This window comes from Cupriavidus sp. D39 (assembly GCF_026627925.1).
GTDB lineage: Bacteria > Pseudomonadota > Gammaproteobacteria > Burkholderiales > Burkholderiaceae > Cupriavidus > Cupriavidus ulmosensis.
On the sequence record NZ_JAPNLE010000009.1, the window covers coordinates 709,245 to 726,194 of the forward strand.

Below are 16,950 nucleotides of genomic sequence, written 5' to 3' on the forward strand. Positions count from 1 at the left end.
GTTGAGACCGATGCTTCTGAGCGAGCGCAAGCATGTCCCAGCCAGTGACGAATGGCGCTACGAGGTCCAATTGGCTTGCCCGCTTTCGCGAACTGCTCCTGTTGCATGACCCGTCCGGCAAGTGGAAGGCGCGGGTCCGGCTAGGCATAAAATTCCAATTTTCCGGACGATGCCCACGCTGTCCGAATATGGGCGCACGTGCCGCACAATCAGTATATCCCTAAAACAAATTAGGAAAAAACTTATGCTACTCGCACCTCGATGCGAGTGTCTTTGTAAGCGCCAGTATGGAAGCACAGATCTTTGGAAATCTGCAAGGTGGGCGGAGTTGCCGTACCCCTACTTTCGTGGGGTATTGGAATACGCCAAGCGTGCCGTAAAGGCCAAGTACTAGAAGTGACTTTGGATATTCCCGTGCGGCTATCCAATGCGCAGCAAACAAGTGAATGGCTTCCAGACGGGCGACTTGGCGCGCGTCGAGGTGCCGACAGGAAAGAAGTCTGGCGCCCATCGCCGACGCATGGCTGTCCGGGCAACAGGCTCATTCAACATCCAGACACTGGATGCGTCATCCATGGCCTGTCCCACCGCTATTGCAAGATCCTGCAGCGTGGCGACGGCTACGGTTACTCACTCGTAGCGCAATCTAACAAGGAGAGCGGGAATAGGGGCGACACTTCGCGTCGCGCGCTACCCCACCCCGGTCAGAACACCGAGACTTCCCGCGCAAAACTATGAAATTACGGTTCTTGTCGATGATAGCTTGCCTCTGTGTTGCGTTGCTATCCGGGTGTGTGACACTCCCAAAAACAGAGCTGGATGTCAGCAATCGTCAAAAGGTGCATTCCGTCGCTCTCTTGCAGGTAACTGAGCCGAAGACCAAACAGGTTGTCAATTTTGGAGGTGCTGCTGGGGCCTTTGGACTGATCGGCGGTATCGCTCAGGCGGTCGTCAATTCAAATCATACGAACACGTACACGCAGCGAGTGGCCGACGGGCAAATCCTATTTGCTCCAATCGTCTCCGACGGAATCAAACGACGGTTGTCGTCAGCTGGATATCAAGTTATCGAGCTAAATGACCAGAAGGTAGCGGTCGGGCCGGATGGAAAGTCTGACGACTATTCGGCTATTCATACGGAAGCAGATAGTATCTTGAGCGTGTGGTTCACTTCATTTGGTTACGTGTCGCCCCCACAATCAACTGATTTTTTCCTTGGGTGGTTGCCCGTGCTCGCCTCATGGATGCAAAAACAAAGGAGGACATGTACTTCAAGACATTCGCTTGCGGTTGGGATATCAAGGCTAACAGCGTCCATATCGCAAGCGACGAGACCTACCGCTATGGCAGTTTTGACACGCTGATCGAAAAATTCGACCAGTCTGTAGCGGGCATCAAGGCGTGCGAAGAATCTATTGTGGTGATGATTGGAAAGGATCTAGCGCAATCGCAATAGACAGCGTTAGTGCGACCTTGACATCCTCCCTCCCTCAGCCTTCGGCTGCCGCGCGTTGCGCGGAAAGGGAGGATTCCTGCGGCGCTCAGGCACGGCGTCGAGCCATAGCCTGAGTCGCTTCGGTGGGTTCCTGCTGCTGGCGGCATTGTTGCACCGCTCACTTCACAGGCAAACCGGGCGTGTCCCGCCCTTAAAACATTGATCGCGCCGACCACATCGGCATGCTCCTCGAAGCTGGGGTAGCTTTGATTTCAGTGCAATTTGCGACGGTTCGCAAGCCCAGCATCAGCGCGGACAGGTACTCGTAAGCTATTGATTAATAGAGGATTTCTGTTTGGCCATCGATCAACCGCAAACGGCGTCATTGCGAGTTCGATTTCAGCCCGCAGCGCTTGTTTTGGGTGCAGTTTGTGACGGCAGTAGTTGTCCGACGTAGCGCTCAACTGGGAAGCGGAAGACGCCCCGAAGATTGATGCCCTCTAGCCGTGTTGGGGCGATTCGCCCGAACGACTCGGGTGCCACGGGCTGCCGTCGTTTCACTTGCCGATCGAGCACTGTCTGCATCTGACCGGTATTCCACGCCATCACGATGTTAGCCAGCAAGCTTAGCGCGTCGGCGACGGCCTGCATCTCGTCGGCGCGCCTAGCCTGCGTGGGGGCGACTCGGCCTGTATAGATCGCCCGCTTTAGCGAGTTGACCGCCTCGCCGCGATTAAGGGGTGATCGTACCTTTCGTGCGAAAAGTGGCGGTGATCAACCGGAGAGCCGCCTGCAGCAAGGGTCTGCCCGTTCCCGCATGTCACACGATCAGAGATATTGCAACCCCTTGATTCGCAATAGCTTTTGGGGCTGGACCGCCAGATTTCACACGAAAGGGACGATCACCCCAGGTTGCCTTCCGCGGGTTCGAACGCGCAGATCTGCGAGATGTCGTAGACGTAGCCAAGCAGCGCCTGGCAGCGGCCACAGGTGACGTTCTCAAAAAACCAGGTTGGAGCAACTGCCGCAGTGAAAGGTCTTCATGGATTCTTTTACCTGGCGAAGAATATTTACACGCCCCATCCGCTGCAAGTGCCGCCGCTAGCGCTCCAGCACCTGCTCGCGGGAGGTGCTCGCCAGATCCGCGGGCTGCTCGCTTTGCGGGTCGCGCTCGCCCGGCTGCGTGGTTTTGCGGCCTTCTCCCGGCTGCTCGATATGGCCGCGGGCACAGGGCTTGGCCTGTGGCTTCGAATCGGGCCTGCCATTCTCGTTTGTCATCGTCGAGCTCCTGTGTGGTGACGGTTACTGAACCGTTTGAGCCATGCTCCAACCCGCAAAATATGTGCCTGGCGCAGGGCACTTGCAAACCGGCACCGATGAATGGTTGGCGCACCCGGTCAGCTCGTGACATTGGCCATCACGGGTGTCTACCTGACCCTTCGGGTGCATCTCGCGGGGCGTAGCTGGAGGATTCTGCGGTGATGAGTGTCCCGACGCGGCGCCTGTCTTGCTCCCGGGAGTCGAAGGGGCTCCGTCGAGAGCCGTCGCCTCCTCAGTGTCGGCCTACCATTGCAGCGAGAGCTTGCGGACGTGAGCGGGCGTGCCGAGCGTCGCCGCCGACCGACACGCCGCCGGAGGCTCGGGTGACGGCGGCGCACACAGACCGGTCGGGTTGCCCGGCTCACGCGCCGTTCTGATGCGCTGCCACATGCGCTCGACGACCAGGTTAGTCCAAACCTGAACCATTCTGACACCCTCGATTTTTTCAACTATATTCAAGCATGCGGTCCGATGGCTGAAGCCGGAACGTTAGATGCCGACGTTGCATGCCCCGCGCCATGTCGCGTGGATTTTGTACGACGAACTAGGCTCCCGCACGTAAAGGAATTACGATGAATCGCCGCAGTATCCTAATTTCTGCCGCAACAACGGTCGCCGGCCCGCTTCTGCACGCTGCGGACGCAAGCGCACAAACGTCCTCCGATATCGAAGCAATCAAGGCCGCTAACCAGGCTTTCTATACCGCCCTATCCGCCAGGGACGTTAAGGCAATGGTGGCCCTGTGGGCTAACAAGCCCTATGTTGTCAATATCGGGCCGCGAAGCAAAACTATAGCCGTCGGATATGCAGATGCCGTATCCAGGTATTGGCCAGCCGCATTCGACTCTTTCTCCGAAATGGCTGTGTCGCCGGCGTCGATCGATCAAATCCAAACGGACGGAAAATTGGCTTGGGTTATTGGCACTGAGAGAGCTGTGCTCCAACCCAGCGGCGGCGGAGAGGCTCTGAAATTCGATACGTTCTTTACGAATATCTTTGAAAAAGACGGTAAAAGGTGGCTATTGATTTCTCATCATGCACAGGTCATCCCGAAATAACAGGCTGCCGTTGTCCACTTTGTGCAATTTCGATCGTCCTCTTGGGGTCGATAAGGAAACATTCAGCCCTTGGCGGAGGAATGCCCGCCACTCGGCCAAAACGGACATCGGGTTGAGGTAGTAGTCCGGCCTTGCAGCTAGTTCTTCCATCTGGAAGGTGGAACAGCTACAAGATCTACTTACGAAGGCACCTGATCCAGTGCAAGCGAACTCATCCATAGCTCAACGTGGTCGGCGCACCGTCGTGCCATTCTGTGCAACGCAACGCATGAGCGTTACCCTCTTCCTCGCCATGCCGAAGAAGAGGCGTCGCATTGAATGTTGCCAATCCGCTCATTGATGCCGGCCGGCTGAAACCGCTAGCGATCAGCAGTGCGGCGGCACGGTTGCCTCAGTACCGCGCAGTTCCCGCCTTTTCCCAAGTCGGTATCACCATTGTCGAGCGGTGCGTTCTGGTACGGCGGCGTATCCGCCCCTCGGGGTACTCCACAGCAAGTCCTGGAGCGGCTGCGAGTGGAACTGCAGACTGTCCTGCAGAATCCTGAAGTTCAGAATACCCTCGCCGAACAAGCTATTGTTGTCGGGCATGGTCGCGCCGAGGATTTCCGCCAGCGCGTACGTGCCGAGATCGCACAGTATCGGCAACTGGCAAAAGACGCGCGAATTAAGCTGGATTAGGCTCCCCGTATCTGGTCCACTCTGGACCGTTTTAGCTCACGCCCTTGGTGTGCTTCAAGGACCGGCAGCGTACCTGCAAGCTAGCGAGTCCCCGATAGACGGGGTTCCCGGTCCAGTGCGGCGTGGCATCCAGGAGCTCCAGCCCGGGCCAGCGGGCTGACAGCGCCCGAAACGCAATCTCCGCCTCCATCAATGTCAGCGCGGCGCCAATGCAAAAATGCGGGCCATGTCCGAACGACAAGTGAGAGCCCTCCCGCCGGGTGATATCCAGGCTGTCCGGGTTGCTGTAGCGAGCCGGATCGCGATTGGCAGCGCCGATCAGAGGGACCACTAACTCTCCGCGCCGCAGCCGGCGCCCATGCAGGACCACGTCCGTGGTGACCCGCCGCCCTGTGTATTGGACCGGACTCTCATAGCGCAACAGCTCGCGCAAGGCGTTCGGCAGCAGCTCGGGAGCCCGCTGCAGGTGCCGCCATTGATCCGGATGGCTCAGCAAGGCGTGCAGTCCATTGCCGAGCAGATTGCGCGTCGTCTCATGTCCCGCGAACAGTAGCATGGCGCATTGCGCCAATAGTTCGGCCCCGGACTCCACCTCGCCGCTGGCCTCGGCTCGCAGCAGGTGTCCGATCAAATCGTCGCCCGCCGCGTCCGCCACCGTTGCCCCTTGCTCCCGGCGCCGCGCGAGTATTGCCTCGAAGGCGGCACACATCTTGAGCAGGCTGACCTGCGCTCGTCGTTTTAGCCCCTGATCAGGATCCGGTGCGCCGATGAAGGCGGCCAGATCCTCGGACCAGGCCAAGAATTCCGGCTGGTCGGCCGCGTCCATGCCGAGCAGCCGCGCAATCACCATTGCCGGGAGCGGCCTGGCAATCCTCTCCATGAAATCAAACTGCCCCGTCTCGTCAATGCCATTCATCAACCCGGCCACCATATGCTCGATCGCGCCTGCGCTGGCGCGTAGGGCTGACGGCCGGAAGCCGGCATTGAGCGCCTGCCTCAGCCGCGTGTGATCCGGTGCGTCGAGAAATAGCATCGCCCGGCTGAACAGGCGCTGGAAGGGACAGAGCGCCTGCCGCGATTCCTCGCTGCCACGCATCACCCAGCCACCCGTGCGCCGCGCTGAGTAGAGGGGATCGCGCAGCACGGCCTCGACGTCTTCGTGCCTGGTCAGCAACCAGGCACCGCCGAAGAACTCCTCGCTCCAATGGATAGGGCCAGCCTCACGCAGTTCGCGGTAGAGAGGATAGGGATCGTGCAGGAATGTGGCGTTAACGAATGGGCGACAGGACGCTGGCTTCTCGATCACCGCTTCCATTTGCGCCACAGCCTCCGTTTGGGCGCGCATTCCGAGCCTGGCGAATGTGGCAAAACGGGCTGGTGCGCTCATGCAGCCTCCCGCTGCGCCACGACGCCAGACAGGCAGTCCAGCAAGCGCGCGATGTCGCCCGCCGTGTGCGCTGCCGAGAGCGCAATACGCAAGCGCGCCGTGCCTTCGGGTACCGTTGGCGGCCGGATGGCAGTGACACGGATGCCGTCAGCTTCCAGCGCGGCGGAGAGGGCCATGGCAGCGGCATTGCCTCCTACGATCAGTGGCTGGATAGGCGTATCGCTATCGACCAGCCGCCAGCCGGCCTCAGCCTGGCTGGCCTGTAATGTTTCCAGGCCTGCACGCAGTTGTCCGATAAGTTGCGCCACATGGGCGCGGCGCCGGCGCCCCTCCTCGCCCGCGATCAGCGCCAGGCTGGCCAGCAGCGCATGCGCTGCTGCCGGCGGCGCGGCGGTAGTGTAGATATAGGGCCGCGCCACGTTGACCAGATGCTCCACGATGGTTGCGTGCGCCGCCACGAAGGCGCCCGCTACGCCGGCAGCCTTGCCCATCGTGCCGATGTAGATGAAGCGTTCGGAGGCCAGTCCCAGATGCTCCAGCACGCCGCGACCGCTCTCCCCCAGCACGCCAAAGCCGTGGGCGTCGTCGACCACGATCCAGGCATCGTGGCATTCGGCTAATGCCAGCAATTCGACCAACGGCGCAATGTCGCCATCCATGCTGAATACGCTGTCGGTTACGATCAGCTTGAGGGGGCTGGCGCTACCGGCCAGCAGTCTCGCCAGTGCAGTGGTGTCGCCGTGCGGGTAGCGTTTGACATGGGCGCGTGCCAGAAGCGCCCCGTCGATCAGCGAGGCATGGTTGAGCTTGTCGCAGAACAGGGTCGCGCCGGCCGTGCCCAACGCGCTCAGCACCGCCATGTTTGCCATGTAGCCGCTACAGAAGTAGAGCGCCTGCGCCTCGGGGATATGTGAATCCAGCCACCGCGCCAGCTCGTTCTCCAGATGGTCGTGGGCCAGCGAGTGCCCATTAATCACGTGGGACGCACCGCTGCCCGCGCCATAGCGGTAAGCGCCCTCGGCAAAGGCGGAGATAACCATGGGATGGTTGGCCAGCCCAAGGTAGTCGTTGCTGCAAAAACTCAACAGCGCGCGCGGCTCGCCGCATTCATTGCTGACCGCCTGATGTGGCGCGCAGGCTGTGTGTGTGACGCACCGCCTGCGCGTCATGGTGCGCTCGGCGCGTTCGGCGGCAGCCTGGGTGAGTCGGTCAAGCAGCATGGCAGCATTGGCGGACGATTGGGGAAATGCATCTTAGATGCGTATCCGCGCTCATGGCAAACTGGGCTGCCGGCGCATTTTGCGAGCGTGTTGCACGAAGAAAGTAGAGAAATTGCGTAAAGTGCCGCCCTTTGTGCTGAATGACACCCATCAGCGTGTGCACTCTAGAAACGGTACTGCCCTCGCGTGCTCCAAAACACGGGAAATCGTATCCAATGCCGCCGGAGGCACCCCTCTTTTCTTAACGTGTATCCGAAACGCGCATAGCGCCGTCTCGCGAGGCGAATAAGGTTCAAGCGAAGAGCGCGGTACCGCTACTGACGCGCGCGCTGGCGGCGCTGTGGCGCCAGCAGCGGACCCTTTGCGTGGAATTCGTGGGGGACACCAGCGCCCGCCTGCTCGACCTGGCGGACGAGGGTCGCATCGATGTGGCGATGTCGCGGCAGCGTAAGCCGGCGGCCGGACGTGGTGGCGCCTAGATGCCGGCATTGGCGAGTTCGCGCTCCAGCGCCAGGCGCATCCTCGGCGCCGGCCACGGCCGCGGTGCGTTCCTGATTGATCTCGCGCAGCGCGCGGTGCTAGGTGGCGCTGGCCCGCTCCTGCGCCATCGCGACCTACTCGCGGGTGCGTTCCAGGTCCGTCGAGAATTGGGTACGCAACTCACCAAGCTGCCGTTCGAGCGCCTCGACCTGCCATATTCGCCCCTCGTGACGCGCCTGCGCGCCCGCTAGGGCCTGGCGCTCGGCCTCAAATTCGTCTTGCCGCGCCGCGCCGCGCGTGCTCGCTGGGCGGCGTCGGGCTCGGCCTGTACGGCGGCTTTCTCCTGCTCGGCCACCACCACCCCGGCCCGCGCCTGGTCGCGCTGCGCTTCCGCCTCGCTCGCCTGGAACCGCGCCTCGGCCCGCAAGGCGGCCAGCTCACTGCTAGGAGACCGCTCCACCCCGTCTGATGGCAGCAAGCGCATGCCAAACTCTTCCCAGTGCTATACTTGTCCTAGTAGTTGAACAAGTTCTATGGGGGAAGTGCCATGCGCACCGTTCATTTCTCCGATGCCCGCAACAACCTGAAGGCGGTCATCGACCAAGCCATCGACGATCACGACGCCATTCTGATCACGCGCCGCGACGCGCCGAATGCCGTCATCATGTCTCAGGAACAGTATGACAGCTGGATGGAAACGATGTATCTGATGTCGAATCCGGCCAACGCGAAGCGACTGATGGAGTCGATCGCGCAACTGCGCCAGGGCGAGGCCGTGCCGCACGACCTGATCGACCCGGACGCTGAATGACCCGCAAAGTCCTATTTGCACCGAATGCCTGGAACGAATACGTCTGGTGGCAGACCCAAGACAAGAAGATCCTCAGACGCATCAATCAACTCATTGCCGAGTGCCAGCGCGACCCGTTCACGGGGATCGGCAAGCCGGAGCCCTTGAAGGGCAACCTGTCCGGTTTCTGGTCGCGCCGCATCGACGACGCGAACCGCCTGGTCTACGACGCCGATGACGACTTGTTGCGTATCGGCAGCTGCCGCTTTCACTACGGCGACAGGTAACGCCGGCTCAGACCGGCTTCTGACACAATTCCTCGGCAGCCATGCCGGTGACACACGCGGAGGAGAAGGCGTGGCACTGCGCTAATTTGATTGAAATTTCAGCAAGGCGCTGCCCGGAAATGCGCATACAGCAGGCGCAGTGGCATCTTTGAGGGTTCTCTTGATTTCCGCGCAGTTTACCGGGGTAGACAACCCGAGCATTCATGAGGACTTGAGGACTACGCTGGGCGGCTCCGAGCAGCCGTCGCATTTAGCCTAGCCAATCAATCAATTTCGCGGACCGTCTATTATGACGGATAGGATCGACGGACTTGGGTTCTTGATATTCGGGGGCAATGTCGCCACCGGCTTCGAAGCCAGTGGCTTTGCGCACGGTGCTCCGGCGAAGTCGATGGCGACTTCGCGCCTAGTTTTTCAGCTCGACATTGGCAATGCTAGTCGGTGGGAATTTTAAGTGTCCTCCACCCGCCGAATCTTCGCACGAACGCCTTGGATAGTCTTACTTCCTCAGGCATACATTCAAGCTCTGAAAGCGAAAAATCGCCGTGATTGCGGACGCCGAGCTGGCCAGCGATGATGAGTACCGCTTTGGTACAGCCATCTGCGCGAGCGCGCGTCAGTACGCTGCCGATAAGGTGAGTCGCGATTTGATGGTCGCGATACTCTTGGAGCACACCGATGGATCGGACGACAACCGTCTCTCCATATTGCTCAGAACAAGCGCAACCTACTACGCGCTCGCCCAACACAGCGATATGAAAGACGCGCAGTGCTTGGTCGACGACGTCGCTAGGCAATCCACAACATTCGAGGACCTCTGCAATGGCGGCCCAATCAGTTTCTCCCGCTGCCCTGATCTGCACGCTTCTCATCATTCCCGACATCTCCTCGTGTCATATTGCGAGCTGAGGATGGAAAACACAAAAAAATGCGATTCTCCAAGACTGCGGGCTCCAGGCTGACACCTCCGCCAAGCTAATGGATAGCGGGAAAGCCCGGATATCCCGGGACGATGCACTGCCTTTCTATGGCCTTCCCGGCGTCGCATGCTTTTTGAAACTACCGCTCTCATTCAGTGGTCAGGACCGAGGAGACGTTGAATTACCGCGCCAACTCGACAAGCGTGCCGTCGCCTGACCCGCCAGTATCGCCCTGTTTTCAAATGCCGGCGGCCACGGCTGCTAGGAGCGGCTCACTCTCCAGTCTCGTTTTGTGAGGCACTAGGCCCTGCCTTGGCTTCTAGTAGCACTATCAATCAAACTGTCCGAACTCGCATCGCCGTCCCTCCATTTTCCATTGGGCTCTCCACTACCAAGCGTTAGTGGCAACGTGTCGCTGCGGTGGGCGTAGTACTTCCGGGCCAGAGAGTTGATCAGGCCCATATTGATGGCTATCAGTACCAATCCAGTCAAATTTGATATCCCCAATTTACGCATCAGACTGCCGCGATATTTTTCGATCGTCTTGGGACTGAGGTTCAAATATTGCCCAACCTGCCGATTGGATCGACCTTCGGCTACCAACTTCAGTACACTTCGCTCGCGTGCGGAAAGTATATCCAAGGCATTTTTTCGGCTGATGCTTCATGGCCACTTACAAATGAGTCGACCAAATTTCCATAAATTTCTGAACTTAGATGTTTCTTCCCTTGCATCACAGTGCCCATCGCTGCAACAAGCTCTTCAAATACGGCGTCTTTCAGTACGTAGCCATCGATGCCCGCACGCAGCGCCTCCCGGACGTATTCATCGCCTTGATGAACAGTGAGTGCAATGATGCGAATGCCTGGCGCGCGGCGCTTCATCGCGGCGATTGCCTCGATGGCAGCCATACCCGGCATCGACAACTCCGTCAATACTAGGTCCGGACGCAGGGAGATAGCAAGTTGACACGCTTCCCGCCCGTCCTTGGCTTCGCCTACCACGTTGTACTCCGCCAAGCCGGATATCATCGAGCGCAAGCCTGATCGCAAGAGACGATGGTCGTCCACAATCAATACGTCGCATTTCATATTCATTTTAATTTTCCTCCCCTCCAACGTGCGATTTCAACTACGGTTGCATGTCTAGCCTATCCGTTAAAATAAATGTTTGATATGCGGGTCAATGTACTGACTCCTCTCGGAAGCCGTCCGTAATGCAGGATTTTTTAAAGGTGCAAGGATTCTTCCGCAAGTTGCGAATTCACGACCGAAAGCCGCAGCTACGTTCTGCGAATGCTATGGCGGCGGCATTGTTCCTTTCAAGATGCCACTTTTCGGTCTTACAATCCTACGAAGAATGTGCGTTGAAATTTACCAACCAGAAGGATGAAATGCATTGTCTATTAGTCATTCATGTGAAGTTAACCCATTCTACACGCAAGCGCGATGTGTATGTATTATATAAAATACATTAATCCCGAGGGGACTGCACCTCTGCTCTCCTTCTGACGCTGCGTGCGCTCCTGGCCGATCTCACGCAGCGCTCGGTGACGGGGCCCGTCCGCGCGCCACCGCGACTTGCGCGCGCGTGCGTTTCAGCGCGGTCGAGTATTGGGTATGCAGCTCCTGCAACTGCCGCTCCAACGCCTCGGTCTTGACTACGTGTGCCTTTGCTGGACCGGAAATCCGGAATCAGCTGGATTGCTGCACAACTGATCGCCGGCCAATCCTGCCATTGGATCTCCGGAGAGCAATCGAGACCCGCTGCGGCCGCGCCGCGCTCGTTGGGAGACCAAGGCAGGCAAGTCACGCTTCCTATCTTCGCTTCATCTGTAAATCGAGGTAAGCGATGCGATCAGTCCGCCTGCCCGATGTTTGCGGTATGCCATCCCTCATACTCACGCAGGTCCTGCGGCGTTACGCCAAATGCGCGACGAAACGCCCGGGTGAAATCCGACGCGCTTTTGAATCCCACTGAATAGGCGACATCCTTCACCGCAATACCGGGGAATCGGACGATATCGTTCGCTGCGGTGCGTAGACGCATATGGCGAATATAGGCCCCGAGCCCACCTTCATGCTGAAAGAGTCGATACATCGTCGGCCGCGACAGCCCAAGGGATTCGAGCACGCGCTCGGGAGTCAGGTCACTATCGGCCAGATTGGCCTGCACGAAGCAACGGGCGCTACTGAAGGCGATCTCACGGGCAATGGCGCTCCGGCTGCCGCTCAAGCCGATTTCCTCACCGAACGCGGCCGCGATCAGCTCGACGAGCGCGCTCAGGTGGCGATGCGCTTGCGCCGCCGGCATGTGGCGAATGTTGCGGGCAAATGCCGCGACACGCTCGACGATTAGGCGCACCGACGCCTTGAAGGGGAAAGGACACGCCCATGCAAGACGCCGGGGTCGGCGAAGACATTTTGCAGACGTCTGACGGGCACGAAAATGTTCACGTGCCGGCTGTCGCGCCGCCAGACACGCACGGGTTGATCGAGATCGACCGCCAGGATGCCGACGTCGAGGGTCTTCCCTTGCCGCCGGGCGGTATGCTCGACGACACTGTCCGACGCCCCCCGAGGAACACGTGAAAGACGATGCTGCGTGCGTTGTCACGCGAGATCCTCGCGATCGAGCGATCAAGCGTGATCTGATCGGTGTAGCTTTCGGAGAACACGTACTCCCCGATATCGTATCGATCGACAGCTGCACGGAAAGGCAACCGGGTCATGTCACGCGACAGCACCACGTCGATGACCATTCCCATACGTCCGCGCCAAGCCAGCAATTGCTGATGCACGGGCAGTTCGCCGACGTCGAAACGATTACAAACGATGCTGCCCTGAAGCGCCGCACCGGCGCTGGGCATGCTCTGACGACGGGCGATATCCGCTAGCATTTCAAAGCTCGGTCGGGCCGACCGGAAAAGGTTGTTGGACAATAATAAGTTAAGGCGAGCCAGTCCGGCTACCCATGGGGCCTCCCCCAGCGACGCGTGCGGAAGCCTCGGACAGTGGCTTGCAGGAAACGTGCCTGGGTACGTCTGCGCCGTGCCTCATCAGATCGGATTCCCGCCGAAGCCCGTTGTTCGAAAGTGGGGCTGCAGATCGCATGGCGATCCGTCCGCCAAGGCAGACGGGTGCGGATGGCCGGTAAGCGACCTCCTTCGGTCGCTCCTCGATCGGCGCTTCCCGCCATCTGGCAACCGCGACGCTACCTGGCTGGCATCTTGCCCACAGCCGGGGGTTCCTGGGCAGGACGTCGCGCTGGGTGGAAACCGGCATTGCCCGGAGGTGCTGGCAAAGAGATTCCGCAGCCCCGCGCTAGCAGGGATCAGCAATTGGCATTCCAAGCGTGGCGGAATTCAATAGCCGCGCCGAATGGCTGCTGCCTCGTCTTCCCAGTCGCGCCACTCGACTTTGTGCTGCGCCAGGTACTCGTCCACTGCCACGCCGATGGTAGGGAAGAGGTGATCGGCGCCGAGCGCGGCAACCAGGCCGTAGCGCTTCAGCCGGTCCTTGACAGGGCCTTTCATTTCGGCGAAGCACAGCTCAATGCCGCATTCGCTCAATGCCTTGTGCAACTCCGCCAGCGTCTGCGCGGCGGTGACGTCGACATCGGTGATGGGTTCCGCGGCGATCACGACCCACCGCGTGGGAGTCGAGGCCTGGCTCACCGCGCGCAGCACGTGGTCGCGGAATATCTCCGCGTTGGCGAAGAACAGCGGTGCGTCCCAGCGGAACAGGACCAGCCCCGGAATGCAGCGTGCTTCCGGGTGCCGGACGATATCGTGGTAACCCTTGAGGCCGTCGACGCGGCCCAGCACGGCATCGTAGGGCCGCCAGGCTCGCCAGATGAACGCCAGCAAGGCGAGGGCCACCGCGATGAAGATGCCCTGGATCACGCCGAGCAGTGCGACGCCCGCAAAACAGGCCATCGACTGGGCGAACTCGCTGGGGCGCAGGCGCAGCAAACGCGCCACGCTGCGTATCTCGAACAGGCCGAGACAAGCCGCGACAACCACGGCGCCCAGCGCCGCATTGGGCAAGGTGCGGAAGAGGCCGGGGGCGAACAGCAGCAGCATGGCAACGCTCAGCGCGGCAATCACGCTGGTGAGCTGCGTCCGCGCGCCGGCGGCTTCGGCAACCGGGGTGCGCGACGAACTGCTCGTCACGGGGAAACCCTGCAGCAGGCCCGCAGCCAAATTGGCGGCGCCCAGGGCAATCAGTTCCTGGTTGCGGTTCACCGCGTATTGCCCGCGTGCGGCGAAAATCCGCGACAGCACGCTGATATCGGCCAGCGAAATCAGCGCCACCGCTACCGCGCCGGGCAGCAGGGCGCACAGGTCAACGAGCGACACAGCGGGTATGCGCGGCACCGGCAGCCCTTGCGGCAGGGAGCCGATGACCGGGACACCCGCCCGCCGGTCCAGGTCGAGCAGCGCCACGGCCACGGTGGCGCTCGCCACCGCGACCAGGATGCCGGGCACGCGCGGCAGCCAGCGCTTGCAACCGAGGATGAGCAGTAAGCAGGCCGCGCCGATGCCGAGCGCGACCGGGTTCAGGTCGCCGTGCATCAGGCCCTGGAAGAGGCCCGAGGCTTCCTGCAACAGGTTGTCTCCGCTCACCTGGAAGCCGAGCAGCTTCGGCGCTTGGCCGATCAGCACCGTGAGCGCGACGCCATTCACATAGCCCTGGCGGATCGGCTTGGATAGCAGGTCGGTGACAAAGCCAAGGCGGAACAGTCCTACCCCGATGCACAGCGCGCCCGACAGGATCGCAAGCATGCCGGCGAGCATCGCCGCCCGCTCGGGGTGGGCGCCAGCCAAGGGCAGCACGATGGAGGCGATCAACGCCGCCAGCGCGGAGTCGGGGCCAAGGACGAGAATGCGGCTAGGCCCGAACGCGGCGTAGGCGACGAGAGCCGCGATGCTGGCGTAGAGCCCGGTGATGGCGGGCAAATGCGCCGCCTCGGCGTAACCCATGCCGGCCGGAATCATGACCGCCGTAAGCGCGAGCCCGGCGAACAGATCCTTCGCCAGCCAGGCTCTTTCATAGTGGTGCAGCGTCGCAAGGGCTGGGACCAGGCGCAGCAGGCGACCTTCCAGCCCTGAGGCAGTCGGTGTGGAACGATTAGGGAGCCAGTTCATATCCCTGCTTTGTTCGAAGGCGCCGGTCCACATTCTAGCGCCTGGCAAAACGAAGAGGCTTACAAACAAGCAGCGTAACGGCTAGATCCGGCTTGGGGGCGTATCCGAGTGTCCGCAGCGAACCGTTGATCTTCGCCGGTGAAGGGTTCTTTCGGTTACGCGCTTGTGCTGCTCCGGGAGGGATCGCTACAAGAGTCTCGCCTCTACGCAATCGTCGACGACCGCCAGAGACACTTAGGCCGGGCCGACAGCGGCGTGGGGCCGGCGGGCACACTCTACTGCCAAGCTGCCCGGCTGCTTCCCAACCGTCCTTGTTTTCGTCCCGGAAATCGGTGATGAGCCAAAAAGAAATGCCCGCCGAAGCGGGCTTCCATCGTGCGATGACGATCAATAGCCGGCGGCCAGCCCAGTGTTGCGACGCGGGTCATTGGCGCCATAGAAGCGATTGTTGCCCACCGGCTTGCCGTTGAGGGACGGGGCGCCGACGATAATCACCGCCAGATGGTTGGCAGGCTGCGGCGGCCCGAAGTGGTGCCCCATGCCCTCCAGGATCTTGCGCGTATCCGGCGACAGCGCATAGTCCTCCATATTGGTTAGGTCCGGCAGCCATTGCTGATGGAAGCGAGGCATGTCGACGGCTTCCTGCACGTTCATGTTGTAGTCGATGGCGTTGGTCATGGTCTGCAGCACGGCTGTGATGATACGACTGCCGCCCGGTGTGCCCACCACCAGCACCGGCTTACCGTCCTTTGTGACGATGGTCGGGCTCATCGAGGACAATGGGCGCTTGCCTGGGGCAATAGAGTTGGCCTCGCCCTGCACCAGGCCATACAGGTTCGGCACTCCGACCTTGGCGGTGAAGTCGTCCATCTCATCATTCAGGATGACGCCCGTCTTGGCCGCCGTGACCTTAGCGCCAAACCAGTCGTTGAGCGTGTAGGTGACCGACACGGCGTTGCCAAATTTGTCGGCTATCGAGTAGTGGGTGGTATTGCTGCCCTCATGCGGCTCTACGCCCGGCTTGATGTCCTTCGACACTCCCGCCTTCTTCGTGTCAATCGCGGCACGGATCTTGGCGGCGTAGTTCTTGTCCAGAAGGCGGTCCAGCGGGTTCTTCACAAAGTCCGGATCGCCCAGGTAGCTGTTGCGGTCAACATAGGCGTGGCGCATGGCCTCGATCTGGTAGTGGACCGCCTGCGCTGAGTGGTAGCCCAGTTCCTTGAGTGGATAGGCTTCCAGGATGTTTAGCATCTCGCAGATGATCACACCACCCGAGCTTGGCGGCGGCGCCGACACGACGTGATAGCCGCGGTAGTCACACTCTATCGGAGCCAGTTCACGCGTCTTGTAGGAGTCCAGGTCTTCCTGCGTGATGAGGCCCTTACCTGCTTGGCTGGAAGCGACGATCGCCTGGCCCACCCAGCCCTGGTAAAAGCCTTCCGTTCCCATGGCGCTGATCGCGCGCAGCGTCTTGGCCAGGTCGCGCTGTACCAGCTTCTGGCCCACCTCGAACGGTTGCCCCTTGTTCAGAAAGATCGCGCCGGACGCCGGGTCCTCCTGGAAGTCCTTGGTCGAGGTGCGCAGCATGTCCACGTCGCCCTGGTCGAGCGTGAAGCCGTTTTCGGCCAACTTGATGGATGGAGCAATCAGGTCGGCGCGCTTCATCGTGCCGTACTTCCGGCGAGCGAACTCCATGCCGGACACGGTGCCGGGCACGCCTACGGCAAGGTGGCCCTTGGTGGAGGCGCCCTTGATAACGTTGCCCTCCTTGTCCAAGTACATGTTCGCGGTGGCAGCCTTTGGTGCGACCTCGCGGAAGTCAAGGAATGTCTTGCGGCCATCGGCCAACTGGATGGTCATGAAACTGCCGCCGCCCAGATTGCCTGCGGCCGGATACACCACGGCCAGCGAGTAACCCACCGCCACCGCGGCGTCGACAGCGTTGCCACCGCGCTTGAGCACATCCACGCCTACCCTCGTGGCCAGATGCTGTGCCGTTACCACCATACCGTTCTCAGCGGCAACAGGGGCAACGGAAGCCGCGTAGGACGGCGGCGCAAAGCTCGTCGTTAGACAAAAGGACGCTATCGCGGCGCACCACCGCAAACCTGGTTTCGGACTCATCGTGTCTCCTGGTGAATGCCGTCTATTCAGAAAGCATTAGCAGGCCGCTGAAATACCTCTAGCGGACGTCAGCGCGGGGACTGGCTGAGGCGTTGATCTGAG

At 60.7% G+C, this 16,950-nt stretch carries 16 protein-coding genes and 2 pseudogenes; 6 read left to right on the forward strand and 12 right to left on the reverse strand.

Annotation, left to right across the window (positions count from 1 at the left end):
- The first annotated feature begins 1,264 nt into the window (after positions 1-1,264).
- Entirely contained in the window at positions 1,265-1,456 is a 192-nt protein-coding gene (locus OMK73_RS14910; protein WP_267602723.1) for a hypothetical protein, read from the forward strand.
- Positions 1,457-1,834: 378 nt separating this feature from the next.
- Here OMK73_RS14910 and OMK73_RS14915 read toward each other — a convergent pair.
- From OMK73_RS14915 to OMK73_RS14925, 3 genes and pseudogenes are all read right to left on the reverse strand, one after another.
- Positions 1,835-2,197, reverse strand: a pseudogene (locus tag OMK73_RS14915) (Tn3 family transposase); the annotation flags it as partial.
- Between the two features lie 140 nt (positions 2,198-2,337).
- The gene (locus OMK73_RS39180; protein WP_420715651.1) at positions 2,338-2,406 is read right to left on the reverse strand and encodes a hypothetical protein; all 69 of its coding nucleotides are present in this window, start codon (positions 2,404-2,406) and stop codon (positions 2,338-2,340) included.
- Positions 2,407-2,536: 130 nt separating this feature from the next.
- Complete coding sequence (locus tag OMK73_RS14925) at positions 2,537-2,713, reverse strand: hypothetical protein (RefSeq protein WP_267602724.1); 177 nt, start codon at positions 2,711-2,713, stop codon at positions 2,537-2,539.
- 614 nt (positions 2,714-3,327) lie between these two features.
- Between OMK73_RS14925 and OMK73_RS14930 the strand changes: the two genes are divergently transcribed.
- Positions 3,328-3,813 (forward strand): nuclear transport factor 2 family protein, encoded by a 486-nt coding sequence (locus OMK73_RS14930; protein ID WP_267602725.1) that lies wholly within the window; start codon positions 3,328-3,330, stop codon positions 3,811-3,813.
- A gap of 513 nt (positions 3,814-4,326) precedes the next feature.
- The gene (locus OMK73_RS39185) at positions 4,327-4,491 is read left to right on the forward strand and encodes a hypothetical protein (RefSeq protein ID WP_420715534.1); all 165 of its coding nucleotides are present in this window, start codon (positions 4,327-4,329) and stop codon (positions 4,489-4,491) included.
- A 31-nt stretch (positions 4,492-4,522) separates the two neighbouring features.
- On the opposite strand, the gene OMK73_RS14940 is transcribed toward OMK73_RS39185, so the two are convergent.
- Both OMK73_RS14940 and bioF read right to left on the reverse strand, forming a co-directional pair.
- Positions 4,523-5,806 (reverse strand): cytochrome P450, encoded by a 1,284-nt coding sequence (locus OMK73_RS14940; RefSeq protein WP_267602727.1) that lies wholly within the window; start codon positions 5,804-5,806, stop codon positions 4,523-4,525.
- A gap of 68 nt (positions 5,807-5,874) precedes the next feature.
- Positions 5,875-7,098 (reverse strand): 8-amino-7-oxononanoate synthase, encoded by a 1,224-nt coding sequence (gene bioF / locus OMK73_RS14945; RefSeq protein ID WP_267602728.1) that lies wholly within the window; start codon positions 7,096-7,098, stop codon positions 5,875-5,877.
- Between the two features lie 479 nt (positions 7,099-7,577).
- Between bioF and OMK73_RS14950 the strand changes: the two genes are divergently transcribed.
- A complete protein-coding gene (locus OMK73_RS14950; RefSeq protein ID WP_267602729.1) occupies positions 7,578-7,829 on the forward strand; it encodes a hypothetical protein in 252 nt (83 codons plus the stop codon).
- Here OMK73_RS14950 and OMK73_RS14955 read toward each other — a convergent pair.
- Positions 7,826-8,038 carry a hypothetical protein gene (locus OMK73_RS14955; protein WP_267602730.1) on the reverse strand — a complete coding sequence of 71 codons (213 nt, stop codon included), beginning with the start codon at positions 8,036-8,038 and terminating at the stop codon, positions 7,826-7,828. The genes OMK73_RS14950 and OMK73_RS14955 overlap by 4 nt on opposite strands.
- 87 nt (positions 8,039-8,125) lie before the next feature.
- Between OMK73_RS14955 and OMK73_RS14960 the strand changes: the two genes are divergently transcribed.
- Together OMK73_RS14960 and OMK73_RS14965 are read left to right on the forward strand one after the other, a co-directional pair.
- Positions 8,126-8,389, forward strand: a complete 264-nt coding sequence (locus tag OMK73_RS14960; protein ID WP_267602731.1) for a type II toxin-antitoxin system Phd/YefM family antitoxin — start codon at positions 8,126-8,128, stop codon at positions 8,387-8,389.
- Positions 8,386-8,655, forward strand: coding sequence for a Txe/YoeB family addiction module toxin (locus tag OMK73_RS14965; RefSeq protein WP_267602732.1), 270 nt, complete (start codon positions 8,386-8,388; stop codon positions 8,653-8,655). The genes OMK73_RS14960 and OMK73_RS14965 overlap by 4 nt, the downstream gene beginning before the upstream one ends.
- A gap of 434 nt (positions 8,656-9,089) precedes the next feature.
- Here OMK73_RS14965 and OMK73_RS14970 read toward each other — a convergent pair whose 3' ends face one another.
- The 6 genes and pseudogenes from OMK73_RS14970 to ggt all read right to left on the reverse strand — a co-directional run bounded on the left by OMK73_RS14970 (position 9,090) and on the right by ggt (position 16,848).
- A complete protein-coding gene (locus OMK73_RS14970) occupies positions 9,090-9,530 on the reverse strand; it encodes a GNAT family N-acetyltransferase (protein ID WP_267602733.1) in 441 nt (146 codons plus the stop codon).
- 345 nt (positions 9,531-9,875) lie between these two features.
- Positions 9,876-10,672, reverse strand: a pseudogene (locus OMK73_RS14975) (response regulator).
- Between the two features lie 760 nt (positions 10,673-11,432).
- The gene (locus tag OMK73_RS14980; RefSeq protein WP_267602734.1) at positions 11,433-11,939 is read right to left on the reverse strand and encodes a helix-turn-helix transcriptional regulator; all 507 of its coding nucleotides are present in this window, start codon (positions 11,937-11,939) and stop codon (positions 11,433-11,435) included.
- An 88-nt stretch (positions 11,940-12,027) separates the two neighbouring features.
- Positions 12,028-12,474: a hypothetical protein gene (locus OMK73_RS14985; RefSeq protein ID WP_267602735.1), complete on the reverse strand. Its 447-nt coding sequence runs from the start codon at positions 12,472-12,474 to the stop codon at positions 12,028-12,030.
- A gap of 465 nt (positions 12,475-12,939) precedes the next feature.
- Positions 12,940-14,724: a SulP family inorganic anion transporter gene (locus OMK73_RS14990; protein ID WP_267602736.1), complete on the reverse strand. Its 1,785-nt coding sequence runs from the start codon at positions 14,722-14,724 to the stop codon at positions 12,940-12,942.
- Between the two features lie 387 nt (positions 14,725-15,111).
- Positions 15,112-16,848, reverse strand: coding sequence for a gamma-glutamyltransferase (ggt, locus tag OMK73_RS14995; protein ID WP_267602737.1), 1,737 nt, complete (start codon positions 16,846-16,848; stop codon positions 15,112-15,114).
- Between the last annotated feature and the right edge of the window lie 102 nt (positions 16,849-16,950).

Coding starts and splice junctions, on each gene's coding strand:
- OMK73_RS14910 (WP_267602723.1), top strand. CDS start 1,265: ATGTACTTCAAGACATTCGCTTGCGGTTGGGATATCAAGGCTAACAGC.
- OMK73_RS14960 (WP_267602731.1), top strand. CDS start 8,126: ATGCGCACCGTTCATTTCTCCGATGCCCGCAACAACCTGAAGGCGGTC.
- bioF (WP_267602728.1), bottom strand. CDS start 7,098: ATGCTGCTTGACCGACTCACCCAGGCTGCCGCCGAACGCGCCGAGCGC.
- OMK73_RS14990 (WP_267602736.1), bottom strand. CDS start 14,724: ATGAACTGGCTCCCTAATCGTTCCACACCGACTGCCTCAGGGCTGGAA.
- OMK73_RS14930 (WP_267602725.1), top strand. CDS start 3,328: ATGAATCGCCGCAGTATCCTAATTTCTGCCGCAACAACGGTCGCCGGC.
- OMK73_RS14940 (WP_267602727.1), bottom strand. CDS start 5,806: ATGGAAGCGGTGATCGAGAAGCCAGCGTCCTGTCGCCCATTCGTTAAC.
- ggt (WP_267602737.1), bottom strand. CDS start 16,848: ATGAGTCCGAAACCAGGTTTGCGGTGGTGCGCCGCGATAGCGTCCTTT.
- OMK73_RS14965 (WP_267602732.1), top strand. CDS start 8,386: ATGACCCGCAAAGTCCTATTTGCACCGAATGCCTGGAACGAATACGTC.
- OMK73_RS14970 (WP_267602733.1), bottom strand. CDS start 9,530: ATGATGAGAAGCGTGCAGATCAGGGCAGCGGGAGAAACTGATTGGGCC.
- OMK73_RS14950 (WP_267602729.1), top strand. CDS start 7,578: ATGCCGGCATTGGCGAGTTCGCGCTCCAGCGCCAGGCGCATCCTCGGC.
- OMK73_RS14925 (WP_267602724.1), bottom strand. CDS start 2,713: ATGACAAACGAGAATGGCAGGCCCGATTCGAAGCCACAGGCCAAGCCC.
- OMK73_RS14985 (WP_267602735.1), bottom strand. CDS start 12,474: ATGCTAGCGGATATCGCCCGTCGTCAGAGCATGCCCAGCGCCGGTGCG.